Below are 13,070 nucleotides of genomic sequence, written 5' to 3' on the forward strand. Positions count from 1 at the left end.
GGACCGTCAGCGCAGGAAGCCTGCGTCGGCGAGCGCTGTGCGCACAGCCTCCTGGTGTTCTGCGCCCCTGGTCTCGGCGCTGACCGTCACCTGCACCTCGCCGAGCTGCAGGTCGTCGGCGACACGCGAATGCACGACGTCGACGACGCTCGCCCCCTGCTCACGCAGTAGTTCGAGCAGCGAGATGAGACCACCCGGGCGGTCGGGGATGGTGGCGGTCACGGTCAAGAAGCGACCGGACGCGGTGAGTCCCGCCGTCGTCACGTGGCTGAGCACGAGGGGGTCGATATTCCCGCCGGAGGTGACGACGCAGATCGGTCCCGGCAGATCGAGATCGAGACTCATCAGCGCGGCAACGCCCGCGGCGCCCGCGGGTTCGACGAGCAACTTCGCGCGTTCGAGCAGCAGGAGCAGCGCGGTGGCCAACTGCGCCTCGTCGACGGTGACCACCTCGTCGACGAGCTCACGAACGTGCGCGAACGGAACGTCGCCGGGCAGCGCGACGGCGATACCGTCGGCCATCGTCGACATGTGCGTCGCCGCGACGGGCATGTCCTCCTGCAGCGACGTCGGCCATGCCGCCGCCTGCGCCGCCTGCACACCGACGATCCGCACGCCGGGGCGCCTGGCCTTGACCGCAGCGGCGATCCCGGCGAGCAGCCCACCCCCGCCGAGCGGGACGACGATGGAACCGACGTCGGGCATCTGCTCACAGATCTCGACTCCGACGGTCGCCTGCCCCGCCACGATGTCGCGATGGTCGAACGGGTGGATCAGCGTCGCTCCGGTCTCGTCGGCGAAAGCTCGTGCGGCGACCAGTGATTCGTCGATCGTCTCACCGACGAGCACGACCTCGGCCCCATATGCCTTGGTGGCGGCCAACTTCGGCAGGGCGGCACCCACCGGCATGTAGACGCGCGAGGTGATGCCCAGGTGCGCGGCCGACCACGCCACGCCCTGCGCGTGGTTGCCCGCGCTGGCCGCGACGACACCCGCCGCGCGCTCGTCGGGCGTGAGCCGCGAGATCCGGTAGAACGCACCGCGCGGCTTGAACGATCCTGTGCGCTGCAGGTTCTCGCACTTGAGCCAGACGTCGGAGCCGCTGCGCTCGGACAACACCCGCGACGCCACCATCGGTGTGCGGCGCATCACCGGCGCCAACACCACCGCGGCGGCGTCGATCTCGGACTGTGTGATCAGCATGATGAGCGTCAACGTACGCGGTCGCGATGCCTCACGCAGCGCAACCTCCGACGGTCCCGGATCTGGCGGTCGGCCCTACTGCAGCGCCTGCTCCAGGTCGGCGAGGATGTCGTCGATGTCTTCGATGCCGACCGAGAGACGCACCAGGTTCTCGGGGACCTCGAGCAACGACCCGGCGGTCGACGCGTGGGTCATCGCACCGGGATGCTCGATCAGCGATTCGACGCCGCCCAGCGACTCGGCGAGGGTGAACACCTCGGTGCGCGCGCAGAACTTCTTGGCGTCCTCGATGCCGCCGGACACCAACACCGAGACCATCCCGCCGAAGCGCTTCATCTGCTTGGCGGCGACCTCGTATCCGGGATGCGAGGGATCGCCCGGGTACAGCACGCGCTCGATCTTGTCGTGACGGTTGAGGTACTCGGCGACCTTCTCGGCGTTGTCGCAATGCCGCTCCATGCGGACCGCGAGCGTTTTGATGCCGCGCATCGTCAGGTAGGCATCGAACGGCCCCGGTACAGCGCCCGCACCGTTCTGCAGGAACGCGATGTCGGAGTCGAGTTGCTCGTCGTCGGTGACCAGCGCGCCACCGACGACGTCGGAGTGTCCGCCGAGGTACTTGGTGGTGGAGTGCAGCACGACGTCGGCGCCCAGCTCCAGCGGACGCTGCAGGTACGCCGTCGCAAAGGTGTTGTCCACCACCAGTTTTGCCTTCGCCTCGTGCGCGACCTCACCGAGTCGGGCGATGTCGCCGACGTTCAGCAGCGGATTGGTCGGCGTTTCGACCCACACGAGTTTGGTCTTCGGGGTGATCGCCGCGCGCACCGCGTCGATGTCGCTGACCGGCGCCACCGAGTAGTCGATGCCCCACTGCGTGAAGACCTTGTCGATCAGCCGGAAGGTGCCGCCGTAGGCGTCGTTCGGGATCACGAGGTGGTCGCCGGGACGCAGCGATGCGCGCAGCAGCGCGTCGGTCGCAGCCATGCCGGAGGAGAAACCGCGTCCGTAGGTGCCGCCCTCGATCGCGGCGATGTTCGCCTCGAGCACGCGACGCGTCGGATTTCCGGTACGCGCGTACTCGAATCCGTCACGCAGACCGCCGACGCCGTCCTGTGCGAACGTCGAACTCGCGTAGACCGGGACGTTCACCGCGCCGGTCTGCGGGTCGGGGTCGTAGCCTGCGTGGATGGCTTCGGTGGAAAAGCCGCGTGGACGCTGATACTTCTTCACGTGAGAACTCCTCGCTGAGTGGTGATCTGGACGCTAACCGGCGGTGATCGTCGGATGGGTGCTGACGAATGCCAGCAGATCGTGTCGGGTGATGACGCCGATCGGCTTTCCGTCCTCGACGACCATGAGTGCGTCGGACTCGCCGAGCGCCTTGGTCGCCGCGGACACCGGCTCACCGGAACCGATGAGCGGGAACGGATCTCCCATGTGCGCCGACACGGGATCGGCGAGGTTCGCACGACCCTCGAATACCGCCGAGAGCAGGTCACGTTCGGTGACCGCGCCTGCAACCTCGCCAGCCATCACCGGCGGCTCGGCGCCGACGACCGGCATCTGCGACACCCCGTATTCGCGGAGGATCTCGATCGCGTCGCGCAGGGTCTCCTGCGGGTGCGTGTGCACGAGGTCTGGAAGCGTACCGGTCTTGCCGCGCAACACATCTCCGACGAGCAGCTCCGGCTTGTCGCCGTCGAGCGGGGTGCGCAGGAAGCCGTAGCTGCTCATCCACTCGTCGTTGAAGATCTTGGCCATGTAGCCGCGCCCACCGTCGGGCAGCAGGACCACCACGACGGAGTCGGGGCCCTCTCGCTGCGCCACCTGCAGTGCCGCGACGACCGCCATACCGCAGGAGCCGCCGACGAGCAGCCCCTCTTCGCGGGCGAGGCGTCGGGTCATGTCGAACGAGTCGGCGTCGGAGACCGCGATGATCTCGTCGGGGATGCTCGGGTCGTAGGCGTCGGGCCAGAAATCCTCACCGACACCCTCGACGAGGTACGGCCGCCCGGTGCCGCCGGAGTAGACCGAACCCTCCGGGTCGACGCCGACGACCTTGACCTTGCCGTCGGAGATCTCCTTGAGATAGCGACCGGTGCCGGTGATGGTGCCGCCGGTGCCGACACCCGCGACGAAGTGCGTGATGGTGCCGTCGGTGTCGCGCCAGATCTCCGGGCCGGTGGTCTCGTAGTGACTCTGCGGACCGGCGGGGTTGGAGTACTGGTTGGGCTTCCATGCGCCGTCGACCTCGCGGACCAGACGATCGGAGACGCTGTAGTAGCTGTCGGGGTGTTCCGGCGGGACGGCCGTCGGGCACACGACAACCTCGGCGCCGTAGGCGCGCAGGACGTTGCGCTTGTCCTCGCCGACCTTGTCGGGGCACACGAAGATGCACTTGTATCCGCGCTGCTGCGCGACGAGCGCCAGCCCGACGCCGGTGTTGCCCGACGTCGGCTCGACGATCGTGCCGCCGGGCTTCAGCTCCCCCGACTTCTCCGCGGCGTCGACCATCCGCACAGCGATCCGGTCTTTGCTGCTGCCGCCGGGATTGAGGTATTCGACCTTGGCCGCGACCAGCCCCGATCCGGGGGAGGTCACCGAGTTGAGCTTGACCAGTGGTGTGTTGCCCACCAGGTCGACGACGTGATTGGCGATGCGCATACCCCTATGGTCCCAGAGCGTCGCAAGCCGTCCACATTCGACTTGCCGCTAAGCTGGGACGCGTGTCCGATTCGCGTCACGTCCTCCGCGATGTCGGTGCCGCAGCGACCGCGACGGCCGCAGGGGCCGGCGCCACGTGGGCGGCATACAACGTGCTGGTCTGGCAGGCGCAACAAGCCAGAACCACCATCCCGCACCGCACCGACAACGCCCCGAACGGCGACGGCATCTACCTCCCCGACGGCGGCGAACCGCTACGCGTCACCCGCGACACCCCTGCCGATCTGCACCTGACGGTGTTCGGCGATTCGACGGCCGCGGGACTCGGCGTCGAATCGGCAGACGACACCCCCGGCGTGCGCGTCGCCCGTCGCGTCGCGGCCGACACCGGTCGGGTCATCCGCTACAGCAACAAGGCCATCGTCGGCGCGACGTCGAAGGGCCTCGGCGCGCAGATCGACGCGATGTTGATCGCGGGACATCGACCCGACGTCGCGGTCATCCTGGTCGGCGCCAACGACGTGACCGCCACCAATGGCATCCGGGCGTCGGCGAATCGTCTGGGCGCCGCCGTCCGCCGACTGCGCGAGACCGGCGCCGTGGTCGTCGTCGGTACCTGCCCCGACTTCGGCGTGATCACCGCGATCCCGCAGCCGCTGCGGTCGGTGCTGCGTATCTGGGGCCTGCGGCTTGCCGCCCGCCAGCAGTCAGCGGTGCGCAGCGCGGGAGGCGTCGCCGTTCCGCTGGCCGATCTGCTCTCCGAGGAGTTCAAGGCGAAGCCCGATCACATGTTCTCGCCCGACCACTTCCACCCGTCCGCGGCCGGATACGAGCTCGCCGCGGCGATCCTCACTCCCCCTGTCCTCGAGGAGATCGGCGAGTGGGGACCGGCACCGCTGCCCGAGCCCCCCGAGATCTCGGAGACCGTGCCCGCCAGCAAATTCATGTCCCGCCTGCTGCGGCGCGCACGGACCGTCGAATGACGCACATCGATCTCAACAGCGACGTCGGCGAGTCGTTCGGCCGCTGGGAGCTCGGCGACGACGACGCCGTGCTCGAGGTGGTCACCAGCGCCAACGTTGCGTGCGGTTTTCACGCGGGCGATCCGAGTACGTTGGCACGAACATGTCGCAGCGCACTCGCGAACGGTGTCCGCATCGGCGCACAGGTCAGCTATCGGGACCTCGCGGGCTTCGGTCGGCGATTCGTCGACGCCACGCAGATCGAGTTGACCGACGACGTCGTCTACCAGATCGGCGGACTGCAGGCCATTGCTCGCGCCGCTGGCGGCACGGTCAGCTACGTCAAGCCACATGGGGCGCTGTACAACACGGCCGTTCACCACGACGTGCACGCGCGTGCCGTGGTCGAAGCGATAGCCGCGGTCGACCCGCACCTCCCCGTACTCGGCTTGCCGGGTTCGCGGCTGCTCGAGATCGCCAGAGATCGCGGAATCCCCACCGTCCGAGAAGCTTTCGCCGATCGGGCGTACCACTCCGACGGCACCTTGGTCTCCCGACGTGAACCGGGCGCAGTCCTCGACGATCCCGCGGTGGTCGCCGGGCGGGTGATGCGCATGGTCTCCGATGGCGTCGTCGACTCCATCGACGGCGACACGATACGCATCGACGTCGACTCCGTGTGCCTGCATGGCGACAGTCCAGCCGCTGTCGCGATGGCGGTGGCAACCCGTGAACTGCTGACCTCCGAGGGCATCGAGATCACGCCGTTCACGTGAGCGCAGGCCGCGACGGCAGCATCAGCGCGAGCACGGCGCCCACCAGCGCGAACACCACCGACCACCAGAACGCCGCGGAGAAACCTGCTGCCACGGAGGCAGCCGACATGACCACGACGGCGAGGATCGCGGTACCGAAGGAGCCGCCGAGTTGCTGGGTGATCCGGGTGAGCATGCTGGTGTCCTGACGCGCGGAGTCGGGGACGCCGATGAAGCCTGCGGCCATGATCGGCGACAACAGCAACCCGAGCCCGAGGCCACGGAACAGCAGGGCGATCATCAACCAGATCATCGAGGTTCCCGCATCGGCGAACGCGAACGGCACGGTCGCGGCAGCCACGATCACGAACCCGCACGCCGCCACCCAGCGTCCGCCGAACCGGTCGGTCAACTTACCCGCCAGCCCGCGGGTCACGAATGCTCCGACGCCCTGCGGGATCAGATAGAGCGCCGCCCGGAGTACCGAATCGCCGAACACCTGCTGAAAGAACAAGGGCAGCAGGAACATTGCCCCGAACGATGCGATGCCGAACGCGAACAGTCCGGCCGACGACGCGGCAACTGCGCGATGAGCAAGAATCCGGATATCGACGATCCCCTGGCGCGCAAACACCAGGCTGCGCACCACGAACACTCCCAGCGCGATCACGCCCACCGCCAGCGGAATCATCACGCTCTGACTGACGAAGCCCGCGTGGGCGTTGGAGAGTCCGAGCAGGATCAGCGCCAAACCCGGTGCGAGAAGCAGTAATCCGACGACATCGAGGTGAGCGTGGTGCTCGTCGGCGCCGCGGGTGCGGTCGTCGTCGGGGATACGCCGCGCGAGGTAGAGCGCGACCGCCACGATCGGGACGTTGATCAGAAAGAGCCACCGCCAGTTGAGCCAGTTCAGGATCACGCCGCCGAGCACGGGACCCAGGATCGGCCCCAGCGCGGTCGGCATCGACACCAGAGCGATGACCTGTCCGAGCGCCACTCCACGACTCGCCGACACCAGGATCGACATCATCAGCGGCATGATCAGTCCGGCGCCGAGGCCCTGTAGAACGCGAAATGCGATGAGCGACGGGGCATCCCATGCCATTGCGCACAGGATCGAGCCGAGCAGGAAGATCAGCAGCCCCGCGATCCAGGCGACGCGTGACCCGAATCGCGTTGCCGCCCAACCCGCCAACGGCACCGCGACGGCGAGCGCCAGCAGGTATCCGGTACTGACCCACTGGATCGTCGACACCGGAACGTCGAGGTCTCGGCCGAGCGTCTCGAGCGCGATGGTGGTGATCGTGGTGTCGAGAATCGGTGCGATCAGACCGATGATCACAGCCCATGCGACACGACGCGTCGCAGGATCGATGGTCTGCGCCGGGGACGCTGTTGCCGCCATGGGAACCCCTTTAAGAATCAGTTGTGTATCCTATTTCCGACGATAGGCCGGCGCGATAAGATGCGCAAGTGGATCTTGAACACCAGGACGCCAACCCCACACGACGCCGCGGCGCCGAACTCGAGGCCGCCATCCTCGACGCCGCGTGGGAGCAACTGCTCGACCGCGGCTACTCGGGGCTGACCTTCGAGGCCGTCGCCGAACGAGCCGGAACCAGCAGGCCCGTGCTCTATCGCCGGTGGGCAACACGCGGCGACCTGCTGCGCGCCGCGATCTCCCATCGTGGGCGGCAGGTCGAGGTCGTCGTACCCGACACCGGAAATCTGCGTGACGACGTCCTCGAAGCGCTGCGCGACATGAACGACACTCGCGCCGATTTCGTGGTCATGATGGCGTCGAGTCTCGGCGAGTACTTCGCCGAAGGCGGCACCACCCCGCGTGAGGTTCGCGCGCTGTTCATCGGCGATCGTGCGTCGACCATGGCCACCATCGTCGAACGTGCGATCGCTCGGGGCGAGGTGAACCCGGCACATGTGACCGAGCGGGCCATCACTCTGCCTGCCGACCTCTATCGCTACGAGGTACTCATGTCCCTGAAACCCGTGTCCGACGACGTCCTGCGCACCATCGTCGACGACGTCTTCTTGCCTCTCGTCCAACCGGATACCGCATCGAAGGCTCCGCGCTCCGACGAGTGACAAATCCGGCTCATCTGACATCCGAGCTGTCCAGTAACGTGTTTCACATGCCTGAAGCTGTCATCGTTGCCCATGCCCGCTCCCCGATCGGCCGTGCCGGAAAGGGATCCCTCAAAGACGTTCGTCCCGACGAACTCTCTCGCCAGATCGTCACCGCACTTCTCGCCAAGGTCCCCGAGCTCGACCCCAAGGAAATCGAAGACATCCACTGGGGAATCGGCCAGCCCGGCGGCCAGGGCGGCTACAACATCGCCCGCGTGCTCGGCGTCGAACTCGGCTTCGACCACATCCCCGGCGTCACCGTGAACCGCTACTGCTCGTCGTCGTTGCAGACCACCCGCATGGCCCTGCACGCCATCAAGGCAGGCGAGGGTGACGTGTTCATCTCCGGTGGCGTCGAGAGCGTGTCGAGCTTCGCCGTCTCCGGCGGCGCCGACGGTGCGCCCGATTCCAAGAACCCGCTGTTCGACGAGGCGCTGGCCCGCACCGAACGCTCCGCCGAGGGCGGCGCTCCCGCGTGGCACGATCCCCGCGAAGACGGCCTGATCCCCGACGTCTACATCGCGATGGGTCAGACCGCCGAGAACGTCGCGAGCTTCACCGGCATCTCGCGTGAGGACCAGGACCACTGGGGCGTGCGCAGCCAGAACCGCGCAGAAGAGGCCATCAAGGCCGGATTCTTCGAGCGCGAGATCGACCCGATCACGCTCGCCGACGGCACCGTCGTCAGCACCGACGACGGCCCCCGACCGGGCACGACCTACGAGAAGATCTCGCAGCTCAAGCCCGTCTTCCGCCCCGACGGCACCATCACCGCCGGCAACGCCTGCCCGCTGAACGACGGCGCGGCCGCGCTGGTCATCATGAGCGACACCAAGGCAAAGGAACTCGGCCTGACCCCGCTCGCCCGCGTCGTCGCCACCGCCGCGACCGGACTCTCACCCGAGATCATGGGCCTCGGCCCCATCGAGGCCGTCCGCAAGGTGCTTCGTGTCGCGGGTAAGTCGATCTCCGACATCGACCTGTTCGAGATCAACGAGGCATTCGCCGTGCAGGTCATCGGTTCGGCAAACGAGCTCGGCATCGACCACGACAAGCTGAACGTGTCCGGCGGCGCCATCGCGCTCGGCCACCCCTTCGGCATGACCGGTGCGCGTATCACCACCACGCTGCTCAACAACCTGCAGACCTACGACAAGACGTTCGGCATCGAGACGATGTGCGTCGGCGGTGGCCAGGGCATGGCGATGGTGCTCGAGCGCCTGAGCTGACCAGACCCCATCACAGCACCGCGGCCCCGCACTCCACGAAGAGTGCGGGGCCGCGGTGTATCTGAGGGGGCGAACTAGTTGTTGGAGTTGAAGTAGCTCAACAGACGCAGGATCTCGACGTAGAGCCACACCAGGGTGACCGTCAGGCCGAGCGCGACGCCCCAGCCCGCGCGGGCAGGTGCACCAGCACGGATCAGACGATCAGCGGCGTCGAAGTCGACGAGGAAGCTGAAGGCCGCCAACGCGATGCAGACCAGCGAGAAGATGATCGCGATCGGACCACCGTCGCGCAGCACACCAGCTCCGCCGGTGAACAGACCGATGATCAGGTTGCCGATCATCAGCACCATCACACCGATGAGACCGGCGAACAGCATGCGCGTGAAGCGCGGTGTCACACGGATGGCGCCGATCTTGTAGACCAGCAGCATTCCGAAGAACACGCCGAAGGTGCCGAGAACCGCCTGGCCGATCAGCGCGCCCGCACTGGTGTCGCCACTGACCATCCAGTTCGCGAACACGAACGAGATCGAACCGACGAACAGTCCCTCGAAGGCCGCGTAGGCGAGGACGATCGCGGGATTGTCCTGCTTGCGACCGAACGAGGCGACCAACACGAGCACGAGGCCCACGATCGCGCCGATGCCCATGAGGGGTCCGGCCAATGCGTTGTTGTAGCTGCTGATGACGTAGCTGAGGATTGCGGTGACGGTCAGCACGCCGAGAGTGATCGCCGTCTTGGTGACGACGTCGTCGATGGTGAGCTGGCGTCCGACGGCCTGCGGCGGCGCATACTGCGGCGGCACCTGCTGACCGTACTGGTTGTACATCGCGGCCTGCCCGGCCCCGGCCGCGTTCGACCCGAAGCCGGCGTAGCCGCCGGGATTCTGGTTATCGCGGACGACGCCGCGCATCACCGGGTTACTGCTGTCTCGCACAGGTGCTCCTTTTATGGACGTGTACGTCTCATCAACGGGGATCGACCCGTTCGAGTTCCGACTTTACCTTCTCTTGACCAATTGAGTGATCCGACGGCGCACTCAGTGAGTCGAGGAACACGCGGACCTCGTCGGGTGACTCGTACTCACGAATCGACAGCACCGCTCGCCCCAGACAGATCGAGCGCAGGGTCTGCGCGGCAATGGCGAAGTCATCGCCCCAGCCCAGACCGGGCTTCGCGATCATCAACGACGCCAGGCCATGCGCAGCGGTCCACAATTCGAGGACGACGTCACCGACCTCGTCGGGGCCGAAGATCCCGGCGTCTGCGAGTTCGCTGACAGTTCCGGTGAACCGCACGAACGCCGACGCCGCGAGCACCTCGTCGACCTTGCTGCGCTCGGCCACTGGCGAGACGTGATGAAACGCCTCCCGGTAGAGCACGGGCGTGGCGACCGCGAATCTCACATAGGCGATGCCCATCTGCAGAGCCCGTTCCAGCGGATCGTCGATACCTTTCGACGCCGCGGCCAGCTCCTCGTCGAGACGTTCGAAGTATCGAGCGCAGACGGCTTCGAGGAGTGCGTCCTTGTCGTCGAAGTGCAGATAGATCGACGGCGGGGTGACACCCACCCGGTCGGCGACGGCTCGGATGGACACGGCCGACGCGGCTTCGGAGTCGAGCAGCAGTGACGTCGCGGCGTCGATGATCTCGTCGGCCAGCAACTCACCCGACCCGCGGGGCGAGCGGCTTCTGCGACTGGTCCGTGTCACTGTTCTCCTGCGTGTTGTTCTCGTTCTCGGTGGTCTCGTGTGCGCCCGTGTCGGCGACCGTTGTCCGCTGCGGCTCGTCGTCGACCTCCTCGGACAGCCCGAAGCGGTCATGCAGACGTCGCAGCGGTGCGGGTGCCCACCAGTTCACGCGCCCGGCGAGGCGCATGAACGACGGAACGAGCAGCATCCGGATCAAAGTGGCATCCATCAGCACCGCAAGCGTGAGTCCGACACCGAACATACGCATGAACGACACCTCGGACGCCGCGATTCCCGCGAACACGATGCTCATCAGTAGCGCCGCTGCGGTGATGACGCGACCGGTCCTCGCAATACCGAGCGCGACGGCCCTGTCGTTCGCCGCGCGCGACCTGTCCGACGCGAGCCACGATTCGCGAATCCGGCCGAGCAGGAACACCTCATAATCCATGGACAACCCGAACGCGATGCAGAACATCAGGACGGGCATCGTTGCCGCGAGGTACCCGGTTGACGTGGTGCCCAATCCGTCGAGGTGCCCCTCTTGGAAGAACCACACCATCGCCCCGAACGTCGCCGACAATGACAACACGTTGAGCACCAACGCCTTCACCGGAAGCACAACGCTTCCGGTGAAGAGGAACAGCAGCACGAACGTCGCGATGGCGATCGCCCCGAGTACCCACGGCAGGTGCGCGTAAATGGAGTCGACGGTGTCGACGTTGGTCGCCGCAGAACCCGTGAACTTCACTGTCAGTCCCGTGGGCACCGGCACGTCTCGCAGCTGAGCCAGTTGATGCTCGCCCGCGGGCCGCATCGGTTCAAGGTTGGTGGCGACCGTGATCACTCCGACCTCGCCGCGTTGGTCCGCGGGATTCGCCGGGGCAACAGCCTTCCCGTCGACGAAGGTTCCGCCCGCGCCCGACACCGATTTGACGTCGGCAACCCGCGACAGTTCCTGCGCATACGACGCCCTCGTCTGCGCGGAGACGTCTCCGGTCGCGACAACGGTGACCGACGACGAGAGGTTCTGGGCGAAGTCGTCGCGGATCTCGTGCTGTATCTGATGGGCGCTGGCGCTGGTGGGCAGCACGCGGTCGTCGGGGAAGCCGAACTTGATCGACAGGAATGGTGCGCCGAGCACCAGCAGAATGACGACGACCGTCGCGCCGACCGGTGCCGCTCGTTTCAACACCCACGACGCCGCGCGGTACCACCAGCCCTCTTCGACCGGGCGTGGTGTCGGTTCGGGACGGCCCAGCAGCTTGCGGACGCCGCGGCGCACGTCGAGGGAGTCGATCCGGTCGCCGAGGAGCATCAGCACCGCGGGCGTGATCACCAGCGACGTCACGGCGGCGATCACCACGACGCCGAGTCCTGCGTACGCGAAGGAACGCAGGAAATACATCGGGAAGATCGCCAGTGCGGCAAGCGCGAGGGCAACGGTCACCGCAGAGAACGCGACGGTGCGTCCCGCTGTCTGCATTGTGCGCAGGATCGCCGACGCTCTGTCGCGGCCGTCGGCCACTTCTTCGCGATACCTCGTCACCAGCAGCAGCGTGTAATCGATCGCGAGCGCCAAACCCATTGCGGTGGTGAGGTTCAACGCGAAGATCGACACGTCGGTGACGGTGCCTATCAGACGCAGCAGCGCGAACGTCAGCACGATCGCGATGATGCCGACGCCGATCGGCAGCATCGCCGCGATGACGCCCCCGAATACGACGATGAGAACGAGGAAGCTGATGGGGATCGCTATCGCCTCTGCGACGGCGAGGTCGCGCGTGGTCTGCTCGTTGACCTGCTGGAAGACCATGCCCTGGCCACCGACGCGGACCGTGATGCCGTCGCGAGTGCCTTCGAATCGGGAGGCGACCTCCTTGGCATGCGCAGGAGCCTCGGCTTCCCCGCCGTCGAGCGTGGCGATGATCAGCGCCGAACTGCGGTCCTTGCTGACCAGGCCCGGCGCGAGCGTCGGGTCTTGCCACACCGACAGAACCGGTTGCTGCACATAGGGAAGGGCGGCGAGTTCGGAGACGATCGACTTGCCGACCGCGGCGGCCCGCTGGTCCTTCTCCATGTCGGTGCCTGCAGGTGCGTCGAGTTTGATGACGACCTGCAGGCCCCCACGCTTGAAGGTGTCGTCGATTTGCTGCGCTGCCTGCGCCGACTCGCTGTTCGGATCGGAATACCCGCCTGCCAGCAGGTGCTGCGATGCCGACGCTCCGTAGATTCCACAGAGCACGAGGAACAGGAACGCCAGTGCGAGAACACGTTTGGGCGCAGATATAGCCACTCGGGTAAGTCTTGCCAACATGCGAGTCCCCTAGCGCGTCGTGGTCACTTACCCACGTTAAGTTATCGGCATTAAGTCAGCGCGTCAAGGGTTCGTCGGCTGATTGCAGGATGCGCCCTGGGTC

The 13,070-nt window shown here is 66.7% G+C and carries 11 protein-coding genes; 4 read left to right on the forward strand and 7 right to left on the reverse strand.

All coding sequences use genetic code 11. The features are described 5' to 3' along the window. Window positions 1-6: 6 nt before the first annotated feature. From ilvA to GOSPT_RS01400, 3 genes are all read right to left on the reverse strand, one after another. Window positions 7-1,203 carry a threonine ammonia-lyase gene (ilvA, locus tag GOSPT_RS01390; RefSeq protein ID WP_005202083.1) on the reverse strand — a complete coding sequence of 399 codons (1,197 nt, stop codon included), beginning with the start codon at window positions 1,201-1,203 and terminating at the stop codon, window positions 7-9. Window positions 1,204-1,278: 75 nt separating this feature from the next. Further along, window positions 1,279-2,433, reverse strand: a complete 1,155-nt coding sequence (locus GOSPT_RS01395; protein WP_005202086.1) for a cystathionine gamma-synthase — start codon at window positions 2,431-2,433, stop codon at window positions 1,279-1,281. Window positions 2,434-2,466: 33 nt separating this feature from the next. After that, window positions 2,467-3,867, reverse strand: a complete 1,401-nt coding sequence (locus GOSPT_RS01400; protein WP_005202088.1) for a cystathionine beta-synthase — start codon at window positions 3,865-3,867, stop codon at window positions 2,467-2,469. 62 nt (window positions 3,868-3,929) lie between these two features. Here GOSPT_RS01400 and GOSPT_RS01405 point away from each other — a divergent pair, with 62 nt between their 5' ends. Continuing rightward, window positions 3,930-4,850 (forward strand): SGNH/GDSL hydrolase family protein, encoded by a 921-nt coding sequence (locus GOSPT_RS01405; RefSeq protein ID WP_039854243.1) that lies wholly within the window; start codon window positions 3,930-3,932, stop codon window positions 4,848-4,850. Then, on the forward strand, window positions 4,847-5,605 hold the full coding sequence (locus GOSPT_RS01410) for a LamB/YcsF family protein (RefSeq protein WP_005202092.1): 759 nt from the start codon (window positions 4,847-4,849) through the stop codon (window positions 5,603-5,605). Before GOSPT_RS01405 ends, GOSPT_RS01410 begins: the two co-directional genes overlap by 4 nt. On the opposite strand, the gene GOSPT_RS01415 is transcribed toward GOSPT_RS01410, so the two are convergent. Beyond that, on the reverse strand, window positions 5,598-6,989 hold the full coding sequence (locus tag GOSPT_RS01415) for a DHA2 family efflux MFS transporter permease subunit (protein WP_005202093.1): 1,392 nt from the start codon (window positions 6,987-6,989) through the stop codon (window positions 5,598-5,600). The two genes, GOSPT_RS01410 and GOSPT_RS01415, sit on opposite strands and share 8 nt — an antisense overlap. A gap of 68 nt (window positions 6,990-7,057) precedes the next feature. Here GOSPT_RS01415 and GOSPT_RS01420 point away from each other — a divergent pair, with 68 nt between their 5' ends. Both GOSPT_RS01420 and GOSPT_RS01425 read left to right on the forward strand, forming a co-directional pair. After that, window positions 7,058-7,687: a TetR/AcrR family transcriptional regulator gene (locus GOSPT_RS01420; RefSeq protein ID WP_005202094.1), complete on the forward strand. Its 630-nt coding sequence runs from the start codon at window positions 7,058-7,060 to the stop codon at window positions 7,685-7,687. Window positions 7,688-7,734: 47 nt separating this feature from the next. Continuing rightward, on the forward strand, window positions 7,735-8,958 hold the full coding sequence (locus GOSPT_RS01425) for an acetyl-CoA C-acetyltransferase (protein WP_005202096.1): 1,224 nt from the start codon (window positions 7,735-7,737) through the stop codon (window positions 8,956-8,958). A gap of 74 nt (window positions 8,959-9,032) precedes the next feature. Here the strand turns inward: GOSPT_RS01425 and GOSPT_RS01430 are convergent, their stop codons facing one another. The 3 genes from GOSPT_RS01430 to GOSPT_RS01440 are packed head-to-tail and all read right to left on the reverse strand — an operon-like array spanning window position 9,033 to window position 12,967. After that, window positions 9,033-9,896 (reverse strand): Bax inhibitor-1/YccA family protein, encoded by an 864-nt coding sequence (locus GOSPT_RS01430; protein ID WP_005202099.1) that lies wholly within the window; start codon window positions 9,894-9,896, stop codon window positions 9,033-9,035. Between the two features lie 31 nt (window positions 9,897-9,927). Continuing rightward, entirely contained in the window at window positions 9,928-10,671 is a 744-nt protein-coding gene (locus GOSPT_RS01435; protein ID WP_039854246.1) for a TetR/AcrR family transcriptional regulator, read from the reverse strand. After that, window positions 10,625-12,967 (reverse strand): MMPL family transporter, encoded by a 2,343-nt coding sequence (locus tag GOSPT_RS01440; protein WP_005202105.1) that lies wholly within the window; start codon window positions 12,965-12,967, stop codon window positions 10,625-10,627. The genes GOSPT_RS01435 and GOSPT_RS01440 overlap by 47 nt, the downstream gene beginning before the upstream one ends. Window positions 12,968-13,070: the final 103 nt, after the last annotated feature.

Source organism: Gordonia sputi NBRC 100414 (genome assembly GCF_000248055.1).
Classification (GTDB): Bacteria; Actinomycetota; Actinomycetes; order Mycobacteriales; family Mycobacteriaceae; genus Gordonia; species Gordonia sputi.